General features: G+C 61.5%; 13 protein-coding genes and 1 pseudogene. 11 read left to right on the forward strand and 3 right to left on the reverse strand.

Features of this window, described 5'->3' with window-relative positions; all coding sequences use genetic code 11:
- Positions 1 to 563: hypoxanthine phosphoribosyltransferase (gene hpt, locus VL197_17260; GenBank protein HUJ19739.1), on the forward strand; the 563-nt coding region annotated here is incomplete at its 5' end.
- A gap of 26 nt (positions 564 to 589) precedes the next feature.
- Here the strand turns inward: hpt and VL197_17265 are convergent.
- Both VL197_17265 and VL197_17270 read right to left on the reverse strand, forming a co-directional pair.
- Complete coding sequence (locus VL197_17265) at positions 590 to 1,219, reverse strand: isoprenylcysteine carboxylmethyltransferase family protein (protein HUJ19740.1); 630 nt, start codon at positions 1,217 to 1,219, stop codon at positions 590 to 592.
- A 76-nt stretch (positions 1,220 to 1,295) separates the two neighbouring features.
- Positions 1,296 to 2,861, reverse strand: a complete 1,566-nt coding sequence (locus VL197_17270; GenBank protein HUJ19741.1) for a glycoside hydrolase family 3 protein — start codon at positions 2,859 to 2,861, stop codon at positions 1,296 to 1,298.
- Positions 2,862 to 3,165: 304 nt separating this feature from the next.
- Here VL197_17270 and VL197_17275 point away from each other — a divergent pair, with 304 nt between their 5' ends.
- Both VL197_17275 and VL197_17280 read left to right on the forward strand, forming a co-directional pair.
- Positions 3,166 to 4,902, forward strand: coding sequence for a bifunctional diguanylate cyclase/phosphodiesterase (locus tag VL197_17275; protein HUJ19742.1), 1,737 nt, complete (start codon positions 3,166 to 3,168; stop codon positions 4,900 to 4,902).
- Between the two features lie 88 nt (positions 4,903 to 4,990).
- A complete protein-coding gene (locus VL197_17280; GenBank protein ID HUJ19743.1) occupies positions 4,991 to 5,788 on the forward strand; it encodes a lysophospholipid acyltransferase family protein in 798 nt (265 codons plus the stop codon).
- Positions 5,789 to 5,891: 103 nt separating this feature from the next.
- Here VL197_17280 and VL197_17285 read toward each other — a convergent pair whose 3' ends face one another.
- Positions 5,892 to 6,584: an FKBP-type peptidyl-prolyl cis-trans isomerase gene (locus VL197_17285; protein ID HUJ19744.1), complete on the reverse strand. Its 693-nt coding sequence runs from the start codon at positions 6,582 to 6,584 to the stop codon at positions 5,892 to 5,894.
- Between the two features lie 213 nt (positions 6,585 to 6,797).
- On the opposite strand from VL197_17285, the gene ndhC reads away from it, so the two are divergent.
- The 8 genes and pseudogenes from ndhC (at position 6,798) to nuoH (ending at position 15,947) form a co-directional block, all read left to right on the forward strand.
- The gene (gene ndhC, locus VL197_17290) at positions 6,798 to 7,181 is read left to right on the forward strand and encodes an NADH-quinone oxidoreductase subunit A (GenBank protein ID HUJ19745.1); all 384 of its coding nucleotides are present in this window, start codon (positions 6,798 to 6,800) and stop codon (positions 7,179 to 7,181) included.
- Between the two features lie 94 nt (positions 7,182 to 7,275).
- Positions 7,276 to 7,896, forward strand: coding sequence for an NADH-quinone oxidoreductase subunit B family protein (locus tag VL197_17295; GenBank protein HUJ19746.1), 621 nt, complete (start codon positions 7,276 to 7,278; stop codon positions 7,894 to 7,896).
- A gap of 72 nt (positions 7,897 to 7,968) precedes the next feature.
- Positions 7,969 to 9,705, forward strand: a complete 1,737-nt coding sequence (gene nuoC, locus VL197_17300) for an NADH-quinone oxidoreductase subunit C/D (GenBank protein ID HUJ19747.1) — start codon at positions 7,969 to 7,971, stop codon at positions 9,703 to 9,705.
- A 413-nt stretch (positions 9,706 to 10,118) separates the two neighbouring features.
- Positions 10,119 to 10,589 (forward strand): NADH-quinone oxidoreductase subunit NuoE, encoded by a 471-nt coding sequence (nuoE, locus tag VL197_17305; protein ID HUJ19748.1) that lies wholly within the window; start codon positions 10,119 to 10,121, stop codon positions 10,587 to 10,589.
- Between the two features lie 76 nt (positions 10,590 to 10,665).
- A complete protein-coding gene (gene nuoF, locus VL197_17310) occupies positions 10,666 to 11,937 on the forward strand; it encodes an NADH-quinone oxidoreductase subunit NuoF (GenBank protein HUJ19749.1) in 1,272 nt (423 codons plus the stop codon).
- Between the two features lie 32 nt (positions 11,938 to 11,969).
- Positions 11,970 to 12,211: pseudogene (locus tag VL197_17315) on the forward strand (GxxExxY protein).
- 32 nt (positions 12,212 to 12,243) lie between these two features.
- Positions 12,244 to 14,997, forward strand: a complete 2,754-nt coding sequence (nuoG, locus tag VL197_17320) for an NADH-quinone oxidoreductase subunit NuoG (GenBank protein HUJ19750.1) — start codon at positions 12,244 to 12,246, stop codon at positions 14,995 to 14,997.
- Positions 14,994 to 15,947 carry an NADH-quinone oxidoreductase subunit NuoH gene (nuoH, locus tag VL197_17325; GenBank protein ID HUJ19751.1) on the forward strand — a complete coding sequence of 318 codons (954 nt, stop codon included), beginning with the start codon at positions 14,994 to 14,996 and terminating at the stop codon, positions 15,945 to 15,947. The genes nuoG and nuoH overlap by 4 nt, the downstream gene beginning before the upstream one ends.
- Positions 15,948 to 15,954: the final 7 nt, after the last annotated feature.

Below are 15,954 nucleotides of genomic sequence, written 5' to 3' on the forward strand. Positions count from 1 at the left end.
GCTTGTCCGGGTCAGGCATTCAGGGGAGATCGCCGGTGGCGGAAATTCAGGAAATACTGGTGACCGAAAAGGCCATTCAGGAGACGGTCCGGGAGCTGGCAGCGCGGATATCCTCGGATTATGCGGGGAAGGACCCGGTGCTCATCTCCATCCTGAAAGGTGCGTTCATCTTCACCGCGGACCTGATGCGCCATATCCGCCTTCCCGTCCTGCTGGATTTTGTGCACGCGTCCAGCTACGGAAAGGGAACCGAGTCGTCACGGGAGATCCGCATCAAGAAGGACATCGAAACGGACATCGCGGGCAGGCATGTCCTGCTCGTGGACTGCATCATCGACACGGGAGAGACCATGGACTTCCTGGTGAAGCGGTATGCCGCGCGGGGCCCCGCCAGCCTGCGGTCCGTTGTTCTCCTGGATAAACGGGAGCGCCGGCTCGTGGACGTGCCGCTTGCCTATGTGGGCCAGGTCATCCCCGACCGGTTCGTCGTGGGCTACGGCGTGGACTGCGCAGAACAGTACCGCAACCTTGCCTATATCGCTGCGATCAGGACCGGCCCCTGAGGCGCCATCGCAGCCGGCCGCGACTGCTATCCCTTCCGAAGCAGTGGTAATTTCGGCACCAGCCTCGGAACCCTGTTCATGTATTCCCGGTACTGGTCACCAAAGATCCTCAGGAACCTCCGTTCCTCGATAAAAGCCCCGAACAGAAAATAGCAATCGGCCAGGAGCGTCACCGTGAGCCCGTTTCTGGTGATGTTCGGCTCAAGGGTGAAGATGATGATACCCGCAAGATACATGGGGTGGCGCACAATTCCGTAGACGCCGGTGGTAACGAGCTCCTTCTCGGTCAGCCCTTCCAGGTTCCCTGCGACCTCTCCGCGGGTCACATACCTCCAGACCTGCCTGATCCCCAGAAACTCCCCCGTATCGAGGTGCTCGAAGGCCCGGGTGCCGAAGACGAGGCCGCCGAGCTGGACCGCGTGGCAGCACCAGCGGAACCAGAACGGCCCCTGCCAGAGGACCCTGTCGGGGACGCGGGCAATGAGAAAGAAAGCGAGAGCGGCGGTGACCGTGCTCACCGCATTGTACAGGAAGCGATACCAGACGCGCATGAAGGTGTCGCCCAGGATGGTCCGGCAGAACCGCTTGAACCGGATGGACACGGTGATGCTGTGGAGAACGGCAAAGGACAGGAATATGAGGATGATGAGGGTCATGACGAAATCGCCGCAGGACGTTCTGCAGAGGAAACCGGGTGAATCCTGTTCATGCCCGGCCGGGATCTGTTCTCACTCAGGGTTCCCGCTTCCCCACGAGCATCTCCGCCGCAGCCTGCTGGATCTCGTCCATCCAGTCGTACCCCGCGATGCAGAGGTCGGCGTCCCTGAACCCGTCGAGCAGGTAGGGGCTGTCGAAGGAAATGACGACCGTGCGCTTCCCCGCCTCCTTCGCGGCCCTGATGACCGCATGCCCCATCTCTTCGAGCCCCGGTGCTATGCCGCAGCGTCCCTTCGACGCAGCTATCTTCGATACGATCGGAAGAACGACCCAGCCCGCCCGGGCGATACTCTCTTGAAGCTGCTCCGGGGACAGTCGGGAATCGGGAGTGAGGACCGTCGCGCCGAAATCGCTAATCCGTGCATGCAGCGCGCTGATGAACGTCCCGCCCCGCCCCGCCCCATCGTCATCGATCAGGAAACATGCCGCCGTCTTCGGGGAAAGGGGCAGCAGAGATTTGCTGCCCGAGACGATCCTGAGCGCTTTCCGGCCTATCTCCCGCGCGATGGAGCGATGCAGTTCGTAGTCCGGAAGGACCTTCCCGTCCCCGGCGGGCTCGAACAGCCCCAGCCTTTTCTTGGCATCGAGGATCCGTTCCACCGATTCCTCGATCCGCTTCGACGTCAGCCTTCCCTGCCCAACGGCGGCCGTTACCGCACCCGCGGTCAGGCGGGCGTCCTTGGGGTGGAGCAGGATGTCCATGCCTGCCTCTACGGCGCGCACGGCGATCTCCTCCTGGGAATAATCGGCAGCCAGCGCGAGCATGTCCAGGGCGTCGGACACGATCAGGCCGTCGAAGGCCATCCCCTCGCGCAGGAGCGCGGTGACCGTCTTTTTCGAGAAGGTCGTCGGCTTCCCCGGGTCGAGGGCCGGGACGAGCAGGTGCGCGACCATCACCATGCCCACGCCGTCCTTCACCGCCTCCCGGAACGGCGGCAGGTCCATGCTGTTCAGGCGGGGGCGGTCGGCGCTGATGACCGGGAGGGTGCTGTGGGAATCCTGGTCCGTGTCGCCGTGGCCCGGAAAATGCTTGGCGCATGCCAACAGATCGATCCAGCCGTTCGCGCGGGGCTTCTGCAGCTGCGTGATGTAGCGCCTGCCAAACCACTCGACGATCTCCGGCTCGCTCCCGAAGGCGCGGGTGCAGATGATCGGGTTGGCGGGGTTGCTGTTCACGTCGACGACGGGAGAAAATACGCCGTGGATGCCCGCGGCGCGGGTCTCGCTGCGGACCGCGTCGAGCATACTGTCCAGGAGGGCAACGTCCTGCTTCGAGTGCCGGCTGATGGCCGAGGCCACCGCCCGCTGGCTCGGGAACCGCGTGCCGCCCGTGAGCTGCTGGCCCAGCCCCCGCTCCACGTCGGACGTGATGAGGAGCGGGATCTCGGCCAGCTTCTGCAGATCCCGCAGCCGCGCGGGGGTCTTTTCGACGCTGCCCCGGAACAGGATAAAACCGCCGATGCCCTCGCGCACGAGGTCCTCGATCTCCCGGCGATAGGAAGGGTCCTCCAGGAATTCCCCGTCGATCCTCGGCATGACCAGCTGCCACACGTTTTTTCCAAGCCCCGTCATGATCGGCATTTTCTCTTTTTCCCCCGGGCAATGCAAGCGTTTTCTGGAACGAGGGCCCGGCGATGAGACATCAGTTGACAAACAGGAGAGGAAGTATATACTAATAGGCACAGGAAAAAGTCCTGCAACACTGTCATTACGCGCGACTGCACGGCTCGCGGCGGTTCCGCTGGAAAGAAGGAGGACTGCTTCGTCGCCGCACTCCCGCAATACGTCAACCTTTGAGGAGTCATCACCTGCCGTGCTTTTTTTTCAGCACAAGAAAAAAGACCGCCTTATTGAATTCCAGTCACGCCTGCTGAAGGAGCTTACCATGACAGCCGTTCCCGGCCGGAGCCAGGAATCGCCGGTCAGGAATATTGCACTGGCGGCCCGTGACGTGCTCGATGTCCATTTCCTGTTCACGTACCAGCGCGGAGATGACGAACGCCCGGTGCTCCACTTCTTCTGGTGCGGCACGCCTCCCGCCCCGCTTCAGGGTCGGGCTACGGCGATCGTCTCGAACGCGATATGCGCCGAGGTTTCCCTCCAGGCGCCCCCGGATTTCTCGATCGTGAATACGAACTTCATACCGGACTCCCCTCTCCCCGACATCGATCTGCCGCATCTGGACGTGCGGTCGAAGATATTTTCCCTCGAGGCCGTGAACGGCAATGCCCTGGCGGGGATCGGCCTCGGGAATGCCAAAAGCCGCGGCCCGGAGGACGAGATCGCCGTGGAAAGCGTGCTGGTCGCCCTCATGAACAGCGTCAGGTCGGCAAGGGTGCTCGCCACCTATACCCGCGAGGTCGAGCGCTTCGCCACCCGGGACCCCCTGACCAACCTGTACAACGAGGTCGCTTTCCGGGACCTCCTGAACTACGAGACCCACCGCTCCAATCGCCAGGGCTATAAGTTCACGCTGATGCTTGTCGATCTTGATAATTTCAAGGCCATCAATGACAGCTACGGTCATGATACGGGCGACCTGTTCCTGAAGAAGATCGCGGATGTCCTGAAGAGCGCGCTGCGCAGCGGAGACGTCGCGGCACGGAACTCGGGCGACCAGTTTGCCGCCATCCTGCCCGTATGCGACGAGGGACAGGCGCATATTGCCGCTCGCCGCGTTCTGGAGAATGTGCGGGCGGCCTCGATGCAGACGCCCGACGGGAAGTCCATCCGGCAGACGGTCTCCATCGGCGTCGCGGTCTTTCCCGACCACGCCCGGGAAGAGAGGGACCTCTACCTCCTTGCGGACAGCATGCTTGCCCAGGCAAAGACCTTCGGCAAGGACCGCCTCAGCATGCCGAGCGAGCAGGACGACGTCGAGGTCCTGAAGAGCATGGGCGCCAGGAACATCCTTGTCCTCGAGGCCCTCGCCCAGCGGCGGATCGTTCCCTACTTCCAGCCCATCATGAACGTGCGGGACCGGAAGATCGGGGCCCATGAGGTATTGACGAGGATCGTGATCGACGACCGCGTGATCCCAGCAGCCGAGTTCATCGAAACGGCGGAAAGCATGGGCGCCATCGGCAGGATCGATTACCAGCTGATCGAACAGACCCTGGCAAAGGTCAGGGACTGCGGATACCAGGGGGCCCTCTTTCTGAACCTGTCGCCCAGAGCACTTGTCCTGAACGAGTTCATCCCCACGGTCCGGAAACTGCTGCGGGACTACGGCATCGAGCCGTCGAAGATGGTATTCGAGATCACGGAGCGGGACACGGTCAAGGGGCTGGACGTCATCGGAAGATACATCGACGCGCTGAAGGATGACGGCTTCCGCTTCGCCATCGATGACTTCGGTGCGGGCTATTCGTCCTTCCAGTACCTCAGAACATTCAGCATCGATTTCCTGAAGGTCGATGGGGATTTCATCCGGCACTTGAACGGACAGGGCACCGTCGATAAGGCCATCGTCACCAGCATCGCCTCCCTGTCCGAACGACTGGGGATCAAGACCATCGCCGAATATGTCGAGTCCGAGGATATCCTGAGCCAGGTGTCGTCGGCCGGCATCGACTATGCCCAGGGGTTTTACATCGGGAAGCCCTCGCCCGACCTGCTCTGACCCGGCCGTCATTGCAACTTCTGCTTCCTTCCCGCCCATGCCCATGGTATACTTCGGCCTGCTGCGATCTTTCCCTCAGGAGCATGCCGTGGAGCAGATCCCCTTTGCCCAGGACTCGTACCGCACCGAGCCCCGCCCCCTTTCCCTGGCGGCGCGGGCGCTGCCGTCGCTCACCTTCTACTCCCACGCGCTCATGATCGTGCTCCGCGCGAGTTCCCGTGCCAAGCACGGCAGGTACGATACGGCGGACTGGTGCGGAAGCAGCCTCGAGACGCTCCGGGCGCTGGAGCGGGTCGGGGTCCGGGTCGAGGTCTCCGGCCTCGACTCCTTCCGGACGCTCGAAGGCCCCTGCGTCTTCATCGCGAACCACATGAGCACCCTCGAAACCTTCGTCCTCCCGGTGATCATTTCGTCCTTCAAGGAGTCGACCTTCGTCGTCAAGCAGAGCCTCGTGGATTATCCCGTTTTCAGGCACGTGATGCGCTCGCGCGATCCCATTACCGTCGGCAGGGCAAATCCCCGCGACGACCTGAGGGCGGTGCTGGACGGCGGCGCCGAGCGGCTGAAGAAGGGAATTTCCATCGTCATCTTCCCCCAGACCACGCGCACGCCCGTGTTCGACCCGGCCGCCTTCAATACCATCGGCGTCAAGCTCGCTAAGAAGGCGGGTGTGCCCGTCGTTCCGATAGCGCTCAAGACCGATGCCTGGGGCAACGGAAAGTGGCTGAAGGATTATGGAAAGATCGTCCCGTCGAAGCCGGTTCACTTTGCCTTCGGGAAACCCTTGACGATCAGGGACCGGGGCGGAGAAGAGCACGCTGCGATCATTGAGTTCATCACGGGCAAACTGAAGGAATGGGGTGGAAGGATCGTCGGGGAGGAATGAAGGGGGATGCCGGTGAGCCCGCTTGCAGAAGAAACTCTCCGGCAGGAGGCCGTTCGCCATCAAACAGAACGACCCCGCTGTGGCGGGGTCGTTCCTGAATTTCCTACTTCGTGCTTTTCGTGTTCACCGAGACCAGTTCAACATCGAAGACCAGGATCGAGTTCGGCGGGATCCCGGGCCTGCCCTGAGGTCCGTAGGCGAGGTCCGGCGGGATGACGAGCTGCCACTTGGCCCCCTCCTTCATCAGCTGCAAGGCCTCGGTCCAGCCCCGGATCACGCCGTTCACCGGGAACGTTGCCGCCTGCCCGCGCTTGTAGGAGCTGTCGAACTCGGTGCCGTCGATCAACTTGCCCTCATAGTTCACGGTCACCGAATCCGTGGCCTTGGGCGACTTCCCTTTCCCCCTCGTGATGACCTTGTACTGCAGCCCGCTGGCCAGGGTCACGACGCCGTCCTTCTTTTTGTTCGCGTCGAGGAAAGCCTTGTTCTTTTCCTCGTGCCGGGACTGCATATCCTTCTGCAGGACCGTGATGGACTCCCGCATCTCCTGCTCCGTCATGAGCTGCTTGCCGCCCGAGAGGCCATCCTTGATCCCGCGGGTGAGGCTTTCTATATCCACATCGATGTCATTTTTCTTCAGGCTGGACCCCATGTCGATGCCGATGGCGTAGCTGGCCTTTTCCCGCTGCGTCTTCAGGACCTGCGTCTCCTGCGGCTTTGAAGCCGGTTTCTCCTCGGCCAGCACCGGACCGGCGAGCAGCATGCAGCAGCACATCATTGACAATGCCAATTTCATCTCGAAGCTCCTTTCGATATTCGTCGCTCCAAACGGCGTACCCGCCGTATCGGACAACACGACCGGAGAATGTATTCGCGTCAATGGCTCGTTTCTTCAAACGAGGTGACGACGGATGCCGTAACTTATCAGTGTTGCCGGCATTTGTCAATATTGAAATCCCCCGTTCTATCCGAAGCTTGACTTTCCTTGCCCCTATGCTATTCTTTTACCATGCTCGGCCAGAACAGCGCTTCGCCCGTCCTGTGGCCGCTTGCCGTCTACTCCGGCATCGTGCTCGCGCTCGTCTTCTCCATGATAACGTTCTCCTACTTCCTGGGCGAGCGGCACCGGAGGAAGCGGGCCGACGAACCCTATGAATCGGGAGCCGCCCCGACGGGGACCGCGCGGCTGAGATTCCACATCCGGTTCTACCTCGTCGCCATGTTCTTTGTGGTCTTCGATCTCGAAGCCCTGTTCGTGTATGCCTGGTCCGTATCGCTCAGGGAGAATGGCTGGTCCGGCTACCTCGAGATGCTCGTCTTCATCGGCATCCTCGCGGCCGCGCTTGTATACCTCTGGCGGACCGGGGCGCTGGACTGGAGCACGAAGCACTGACAACCTGTCACGTTCACCTCGCGGCAGCGGTCGGGCCCCGCAGGGAACGGTCCCCGTTTACCATTTCCACCCTCGAGAAAAGGACGCTGCTCCTATGGACTGGTCTCTGGTCAAGCCGGGTGATGCCGGCAGCGGCATGCAGGATGCCGTGAAGAAAAACGCTGCCCTGGCGCGGCTTCAGGACTTGATCGCCTGGGGCCGGAAGAACTCGATCTGGCCCTTCAATTTCGGCCTTTCCTGCTGCTACATCGAACTGGCCACGAGCCTCACGAGCAAGTATGACATCGCCCGGTTCGGCTCCGAAGTGCTCCGCAGCACGCCCCGCGAGGCCGACGTGATGATCGTCGCGGGCACGGTCTTCATCAAGGCCGCTCCCATGGTGAAGCTGCTGTACGAGCAGATGATGGAGCCGCGGTGGGTCATCTCCATGGGGTCCTGCTCGAACTCGGGCGGTATGTACGACATTTACAGCGTGGTCCAGGGCGTCGATTCCTTTCTCCCCGTCGATGTCTACATTCAGGGCTGCCCTCCGCGCCCCGAAACGGTCATGGAAGGCCTCCTGATGCTGCAGGACCTCGTGGGGAAAGAGCGCCGGCCGCTGAGCTGGGTCGTCGGGCCTCAGCAGGTGGAGCGGCCTTCGCTGCCCGTGATGCGCGACCGCAAGCGCGCCCGGAGGCTGCAGGTGACCGAGCTGCTCCCGCCCGAGGAGATATAGAGGCAGTAGCGCTCCACCCGGACCCTTCTCCGGTTCGTTTCTATCGGCACCTATACCCTGTGAAGAGGCTGCATGAATATCATCGAGGAATTGAAGAACACTTTCGGGGACGCTTTTGTAACGCCGCAGACAACCTCCGATGATATCCCCACCTTCTGGACCTCCAAGGACAGGCTCCGCGATATTCTGCGATATCTCAAGACACAGGCCGGGGAGCCCTACGCGATGCTGTACGATCTCACGGCGATCGACGAGCGCGTGCGCACTCATCGTCAGGGCCAGCCCGACAGCGATTTTACGGTCGTCTATCACCTTCTTTCCTTTGGCCGGAACCAGGACATCCGGATCAAGGTCCCGCTCGCGGGCGACCGCCCCTCGATCCCGAGCATCACCCCGCTCTGGCCCGCAGCGAACTGGTACGAATGCGAGTTGTGGGACATGTTCGGAATTCACGTCGAGGGGCATCCCCATCTCCGCCGGATCCTGATGCCGCCCACCTGGAAAGGCCATCCCCTGCGCAAGGAGCACCCCGCCCGCCGGACCGAGCTGGGCCGGTTCCTGCTGCCCGAAGAACGGGAGATCCGTGAAGAGGAGGCCATGAAGTTCCGGCCCGAGGAGTGGGGGCTTTCTCCCTCCGAGGACGGAACGGATTACATGTTCCTGAACCTGGGGCCGCACCACACCGGCACCCACGGCGTGCTGCGCATCATCCTGGAGCTCGACGGCGAAGAGATCGTGAACTCCCTCCTGGACATCGGCTACCATCACCGCGGCGCCGAGAAGATGGGCGAGCGCCAGACCTGGCATACCTACATTCCCTATACCGACCGGATCGACTACCTTGCCGGCGTTCTGAACGAGTTCCCCTACGTCCTTGCCGTGGAAAGGCTTGCCAACATCGACGTCCCTGCCAGGGCGCAGGTGATCCGCGTCATGCTCGCCGAGCTCTACCGGATCGCGAGCCACCTCGTCTGGTACGGGACGTTCGCCGCGGACCTGGGGCAGCTCTCCCCGGTCTTCTTCACGTTCAACGACCGGGAGCGCTTCTATGCCATCGTCGAGGCGATATGCGGATTTCGCATGCACCCGGGATGGTTCCGCATCGGCGGCGTGGCAGCGGACCTTCCCCAGGGATGGGACAAGCTGGTCCGCGACTTTCTCGACTATATGCCCGCCCGCCTGAAGGAATACGACACGCTCGTGATGCGGAACCGGATCATCAAGGCGCGGACCAGGGGCGTCGGCGCTCTGACCAGGGACGAAGCCATCGAATGGGGCGTGACCGGGCCGAACCTGCGCGCCTGCGGTTTCGCCTGGGACTTCCGGAAGGTCCGCCCCTATTCCGGTTACGAGCGGTTCGAGTTCGATATCCCCACGGCGGAGCACGGCGACAGCTACGACCGGGCCCTTCTGCGGGTGGAGGAGATCCGGCAGAGTCTCCGCATCGTCGAACAGTGCCTGAACAACATGCCGCCGGGGCCGTACAAGTCCGGTCATCCTCTTGCGACGCCGCCCCGGAAGGACCGGACCATGCAGGACATCGAGACCCTGATCACGCATTTCCTGAACGTGAGCTGGGGCCCCGTCATTCCGCCCGGCGAGGCGGCCTTCGGGATCGAGTCCGCAAAGGGCAACAATACCTATTATGTGGTGAGTGACGGAGACGCCTGGTCCTACCGCACGCGCATCCGCACCCCCTCGTTCCCGCACCTGCAGGTGATGCCCCGAATGACGCGCGGACGGAACATCTCCGACCTGATCGCCGTGCTCGGGAGCATCGACTTCATCATGGGAGATGTTGACCGGTGAAATACTTCTAGACACCGAGGGAACTGACAAGAGCGAGAAAAGGCCGAATAGAGACTGCTGATCTCAGTGGAGCCCCCACGGGCAGGAGCCGGTAGCTCCCCTCAGGAACGCGACCTCCCGCGGACTACGACGCATTACCCCCGGCAGGAGCCGGGGGATTGCAAGTCGCGGGATTCAAAGTCCTCCTTGCTGTCATTGCGAGGAGCGGAGCGACGCGGCAATCTCGAACTTTTGATTTATCTCACTGCGAGATTGCTTCGCTCCGCTCGCAAAGACGGCTTAAAGACTTCGTCAACTACCTGTTAGACACTGACGGGCACTGACCAGAACAGGAAAAGAACGATTGAAGGCTGCTGGTCGGTGAAATGCATGACTCATAGCGAACATCAGTGTCAACTTTTTTCTTCATGATTATGCTGACCGAACAGGAAAAAAAGGAAATCGATGAGGAGTTAAACCGCTCCGTGCACAAGCGCGCCGCCTGTGTGGACGCACTCAAGATCGTCCAGCGCCGCCGCGGATGGGTGTCCGATGAGAGTCTGGCCGAGATCGCCGGGCTCCTGGACATGACAACGGAAGAACTGGACAGCGTGGCAACGTTCTATAATCTCATTTACCGCAGGCCCGTGGGCAGACACGTGGTCCTGCTCTGCGATTCCATCAGCTGCTGGATCGTGGGGCAGGAGGAGCTCTATGCGCACCTGAAAAAGCGCCTGGGGATCGATTGGGGACAGACGACGCCGGACAACAAATTCACGCTCCTGCCCGTCGCCTGCCTCGGCGCATGCGATCTGGCGCCTGCCATGATGATCGATGATGAGCTCCATGGCGGCCTCACGCCGCAGAAGCTCGACGAGATACTGGATACCATGAAGCACTCGTAACGAACACGTTTTACCGCAGGGCGCACAGAGAATGCAGAAATCGTGCGGCGAACTCTGTTGTTCGCAGGAACAATGCATGGAACGACCGCTGACCGGACATATGAAGTCAAACGGGGATGCGCTGACCTTCAGCGAGTACCGTGAGACCGGAGGCTATGAGGCCGCTCGGAAGGCGGCTGCCATGGCTCCCCGGGATATCCAGGACCTGGTGAAGAACGCGAACCTGCGGGGCCGGGGCGGCGCGGGCTTCAATACCGGCATGAAGTGGAGCTTCGTGCCGCTCGGCGATGAAACGCCGGGGCCGACGTATCTTGTTGCCAATGCCGACGAGATGGAGCCCGGCACGTTCAAGGACAGGATGCTGCTCGAGCGAAATCCGCACCTGCTGATCGAGGGCATGGTCATCGCCGGCCTTGCCATCCGGGCTACCGTTGCCTATATATTCCTGCGCAGGGAATACACGGTCGCAGAGAAGAGAATCGCAGCCGCGATCCAGGAAGCATACGGGAACAATTGTCTTGGCGGGAACATCTTTCAGTCCGGGCACGACCTGGAGCTTCATCTTCATGTCAGCGCCGGCCGGTACATGTGCGGCGAGGAGACCGCGCTGCTCAACGCGCTGGAGGGCAGGCGCGCGATGCCGCGTGCAAAGCCCCCCTTCCCCCAGGTCGTCGGCCTCTGGGGCAGGCCCACGGTCGTGAACAACGTGGAGACCCTGTGCAACGTGCCCCCGCTCGTCGCGAACGGGGCCGAGTGGTACAAGAAACTGAGCCGCACCGACGACGGCGGCACGAAGCTCTACGGCGTGAGCGGCCGGGTGAAGCGGCCCGGGCTGTGGGAGCTGCCGATGGGAACGACCATCGGGGAGATATTCGAAGAGCGCGCCGGAGGCATGCAGGACGGCTACGGCTTTCGCTGCCTGCTGCCGGGGGGAGCCTCGACCGAGTTCCTGACGAGGGACCATTTCGACGTGAAGATGGACTTCGATTCCGTGATGAAGGCGGGCAGCAGGATGGGCACCGGCACCATGATCGTGCTCGATGACAGAACCTGCCCCATCGGCGCCCTGCATAATCTATCCGCGTTCTTCGCCCGGGAGTCCTGCGGCTGGTGCACTCCCTGCCGCGAGGGACTGCCGTGGGTGACGAACATCCTCGAGGCCGTCGAGCAGGGAAAAGGCGAGATGGAGGACTTGGAGACACTGCAATCGCTCGGCGATTCGCTCTGGCTGGGCAAAACCTACTGCGCCCTTGCGCCGGGGGCCATGGAGCCCCTCCGGAGCGGGCTGACGCTGTTCAGGGACGAGTTCGAACGGCATATAAGAGAGAAGAGATGTTCCTATAGATAACGATTCTTGACACTGAAGGACACTGAGCGCCTATGATAAGGTTTGATAAAAACTATGTACATTCTGAATTAACGGATCAAATTATCGGCTGTGCCTATGATGTATACAAACAACTGGGATTTGGATTTGCTGAGAAAGTATACGAGAATGCCATGGCGATAAAACTTCTGCAGAAGGGGTTGAAAGCGTAAATTATCTTAAGGCCACGGGTATCAAGGTTGGCCTCTTGATCAATTTTGGGGAGAAAATAAGAATAATCAGAAGGGTTTTTTGATCATATAAAATCAGTGTCCGTCTGTGTCAAAAATGTTTACGATCAATATCGATAACAGAAACTATAAGGTCAAAGAGGGCCAGAACCTGCTCCAGGCGTGCCTCTCCCTGGGCTTCAACATCCCCTACTTCTGCTGGCACCCGGCCATGCACTCCGTGGGCGCCTGCCGCCAGTGCGCGGTCAAGGAGTTCAAGGACGAGAAGGACACACGCGGCAGGATCATCATGTCCTGCATGACCGCGGTGCGCGACGGCATGCGCATCTCGATCGAGGACCCCGAGGCGCGGTCGTTCCGGAAGAACATCATCGAGCTTCTCATGTTGAACCATCCCCACGACTGCCCGGTCTGCGATGAAGGCGGCGAGTGCCACCTGCAGGACATGACCCTCATGACCGGCCACACGTACCGCAGGTCGCGCTTCAAAAAACGCACGCATTGGAACCAGGACCTCGGCCCCTTCGTTGCCCATGAGATGAACCGCTGCATCCAGTGCTACCGCTGCGTGCGCTATTACCGGGACTATGCCGGCGGCCGCGACCTCGACGTCTTCGCCGTCCATGACCATGTCTATTTCGGACGCCAGAAGGACGGCGTGCTCCAGAGCGAGTTCAGCGGCAACCTCGTCGAGATCTGCCCCACCGGCGTGTTCACGGACAAGACCTTTCAGCACCAGTACTCGAGAAGCTGGGATTTGCAGACCGCGCCTTCCGTCTGCGTCCATTGCGGCGTCGGCTGCAACACCATCCCCGGGGAGCGGTACGGGCTGCTGCGCCGCATCCGAACCCGCTTCAACGGCGAGGTGAACCGATACTTTCTCTGCGACCGCGGCAGGTACGGGTACGGATTCGTGAACAGCGAGAAGAGGATCCTCCAGCCCCTGACAAGGGGTGACCGATCTCTTTCGGGAAAAGTTCCGGGAGAGTCGGAGGATGCGCAGCAGCCTGTGGACAGGGAGCCGGTCCTCAACAGGATCAGGGATATCCTGTCCCAAAGCAGGGGCATCATCGGGATCGGATCGCCGCGCGCCTCGCTGGAATCGAACTTCGCTCTCCGTACGCTCGTCGGGCCGGAGCATTTCCATATAGGCATGGCCGACCAAGAGGCAGTCCTTGTTTCGCTCATTATCGATATCCTGCAGAACGGGCCCGTACGCTCGCCTTCGCTCCGGGAGGTTGAAGCCTGCGACGCGGTCCTGGTACTCGGGGAGGACGTGACCAACACGGCACCGATACTCGCCTTGTCTTTGCGTCAGGCGGCGCGCCGGAAACAGGTGGAAACGGCCGTGGAGCAGCATCTCCCTAGTTGGGACGATACGGCAATCCGGAACGCCACGCAGGACAGGGAGGGAGAATTTTTCATTGCAGCAACTTACAAGACAAAGCTCGATGACGTTGCACGCAGTTCTTATTACGCAGCGCCGGACGATATAGCGCGGCTCGGCTTTGCTGTTGCCCATGCGCTGAACAGGGATCTGCCCGCGGTCTCCGGGCTGGATGAAAGAACGATGTTGCTCGCGGCTGAAATCGCCAAAGAGCTCGGCAATGCGCGGCGTCCCTTGATCGTTTCAGGCACGGGCTGCGGAAGCGAGAAGGTGATCCAGGCCGCGGCAAGCGTGGCATGGGCTTTGTCGGGAAAGGACAGGACTCCCTGCCTCGGCCTTGTAGTTCCCGAATGCAATACCCTGGGATCGGGTCTTATGGGAGGCGGAAGCTTCGGGCAGGCGCGCGAGGCTGTCCAAGAAGGCAGGGCCGACACCGCCATCATCCTGGAGAACGATCTTTACCGGCGCATGGACAAGGACAAGGCAGACAGATTTCTTGCCGGCATCAAGCATGTTATTGTTATCGACCACCTCGGCACATCGACAACGCTGAAAGCTGAATGTATTCTGCCCGCCGCAACCTTTGCGGAAGCCGATGGCACGTTCGTCAGCAGCGAGGGGCGGGCGCAGCGCTTCTACCAGGTTTACGTTCCGGAGGGAGATGTTCAGGAGAGCTGGCGCTGGATAAGGGATATCATGGCTCTGCAGGGCAGTGCTGAAGGCCGTGAGTGGCAGGATCTGGATGACGTCGTAACGGCTCTCTCCCGGGCGCTGCCTGATCTGGCCGGTATACGGGACGCCGCTCCACCTGCAGCATTCCGCGCTGTTGACATGAAAATTCCGCGCAAGCCCCACCGCTACAGCGGCCGCACGGCCATGTTCGCCAATGTCACGGTCTTTGAACCGAAGCCTCCGAAAGACCCTGACTCGCCGCTCGCCTATTCCATGGAAGGGTTCAGCGGAAAGCCGCCATCGCCCTTGATCCCCCGTTTCTGGGCGCCGGGATGGAACTCGCCGCAGGCGATCAACAAGTTCCAGTCCGAGGTTGGGGGGCCGCTGCTGGGAGGAGATCCCGGCATCCGGCTGCTCGAGGCCGGGCAGAAGCACCATCCTCCATTCACCATTCCTGCTCCCTTTGCGCCGCGCCAGGACCAGGTGTTATTCGTCTCAAGTCATCATATCTTCGGGTCCGAGGAGATGAGCATCCATTCCCAAGGCATTGCTGAGCTGTCACCGAAACCCTATGTGGGGCTGGACCAGAAGGCGCTCGACAAAATCGGTCTGCGTGAAGGCGACGCTGTCTTGGTCCGTGTGAACGGGGCATCATTCCGCCTCCCGTCCAGACTGGTACCGGACCTTCCCGAGGACGTCGGCGTGCTTCCCGTGGGCCTGCCGGGTATGTTTGCTGACCTGCCCGCGTGGGGCACGCTGTCAGCGGCGCCTTCTCCCGAGGTGAAGCGATGAGCCCCGTTCTGATCCAGCTTGGCGTGATCGTCGCAATTCTGGCCGCGCTCACGATCGTCAGCGCCGGGCTTATCTGGCTCGAGCGCAGGCTGCTCGCGCTTTGGCAGGACCGCTACGGACCGAACCGGGTCGGGCCCTTCGGCCTGCTGCAGGTCGTTGCCGACATGATCAAGATCTTCTTCAAGGAGGACTGGGTCCCGCCCTTCGCGGACAAGCCCGTGTTCGTTCTCGCGCCGGCCGTCATCATGATCACGACCTTCCTGTCCTTTGCGGTCATCCCCTTCGCGCCCGGTGTGCGCGTGGTGGACCTCAACGTGGGCCTGCTGTTCTTCCTGGCCATGTCTTCCCTGGGGGTCTACAGCGTCGTGCTCGCGGGCTGGGCCTCGAACAGCAAGTACGCGCTGCTCGGCGGACTGCGCGGAGCGGCCCAGATGCTGAGCTACGAGGTGTTCATGGGCATCTCGCTCATGGGCGTCGTCATGCTCGCCGGTTCCTTCGACCTGGGCCAGATCGTCGATGCGCAGAGGGGCCTCTGGTTCGTCATCCCCCAATTTGCGGGCTTCGTGATCTTCCTGATCGCCGGCGTCGCCGAAACGCACCGCCTTCCCTTTGACCTGCCCGAGGCTGAGAACGAGCTCGTGGCGGGGTTCCACGCGGAATATTCGGGGCTCAAGTTCGGCATGTTCTTCGTTGGAGAATACCTGGGCATCACGCTCATCTCGGCCATGATCACGACGCTTTTCTTCGGCGGGTGGCTGGGGCCCTTCCTTCCGCCCCTGGCCTGGTTCATGGTGAAGACCTTTCTCTTCATCTGCCTGTTCATCCTGCTCCGCGCGTCGCTGCCGCGCCTCCGGTTCGACCAGCTGATGGCGTTCGGATGGAAGGTGATGCTGCCCCTGGTCCTGCTCAATCTGCTCGTGACGGGCGCGGTCCTTTTGGCGAGGGGATAACGAGGTG

The organism is Nitrospirota bacterium (assembly GCA_035516965.1).
Taxonomy (GTDB): domain Bacteria; phylum Nitrospirota; class UBA9217; order UBA9217; family UBA9217; genus MHEA01.

Excerpts from the sequence above, each read along its gene's own strand:
- nuoF (HUJ19749.1), top strand. The coding sequence starts at position 10,666 with ATGGAACGACCGCTGACCGGACATATGAAGTCAAACGGGGATGCGCTG.
- VL197_17275 (HUJ19742.1), top strand. The coding sequence starts at position 3,166 with ATGACAGCCGTTCCCGGCCGGAGCCAGGAATCGCCGGTCAGGAATATT.
- nuoE (HUJ19748.1), top strand. The coding sequence starts at position 10,119 with ATGCTGACCGAACAGGAAAAAAAGGAAATCGATGAGGAGTTAAACCGC.
- VL197_17285 (HUJ19744.1), bottom strand. The coding sequence starts at position 6,584 with ATGAAATTGGCATTGTCAATGATGTGCTGCTGCATGCTGCTCGCCGGT.
- nuoG (HUJ19750.1), top strand. The coding sequence starts at position 12,244 with ATGTTTACGATCAATATCGATAACAGAAACTATAAGGTCAAAGAGGGC.
- VL197_17295 (HUJ19746.1), top strand. The coding sequence starts at position 7,276 with ATGGACTGGTCTCTGGTCAAGCCGGGTGATGCCGGCAGCGGCATGCAG.
- nuoH (HUJ19751.1), top strand. The coding sequence starts at position 14,994 with ATGAGCCCCGTTCTGATCCAGCTTGGCGTGATCGTCGCAATTCTGGCC.
- nuoC (HUJ19747.1), top strand. The coding sequence starts at position 7,969 with ATGAATATCATCGAGGAATTGAAGAACACTTTCGGGGACGCTTTTGTA.
- VL197_17265 (HUJ19740.1), bottom strand. The coding sequence starts at position 1,219 with ATGACCCTCATCATCCTCATATTCCTGTCCTTTGCCGTTCTCCACAGC.
- ndhC (HUJ19745.1), top strand. The coding sequence starts at position 6,798 with ATGCTCGGCCAGAACAGCGCTTCGCCCGTCCTGTGGCCGCTTGCCGTC.
- VL197_17270 (HUJ19741.1), bottom strand. The coding sequence starts at position 2,861 with ATGCCGATCATGACGGGGCTTGGAAAAAACGTGTGGCAGCTGGTCATG.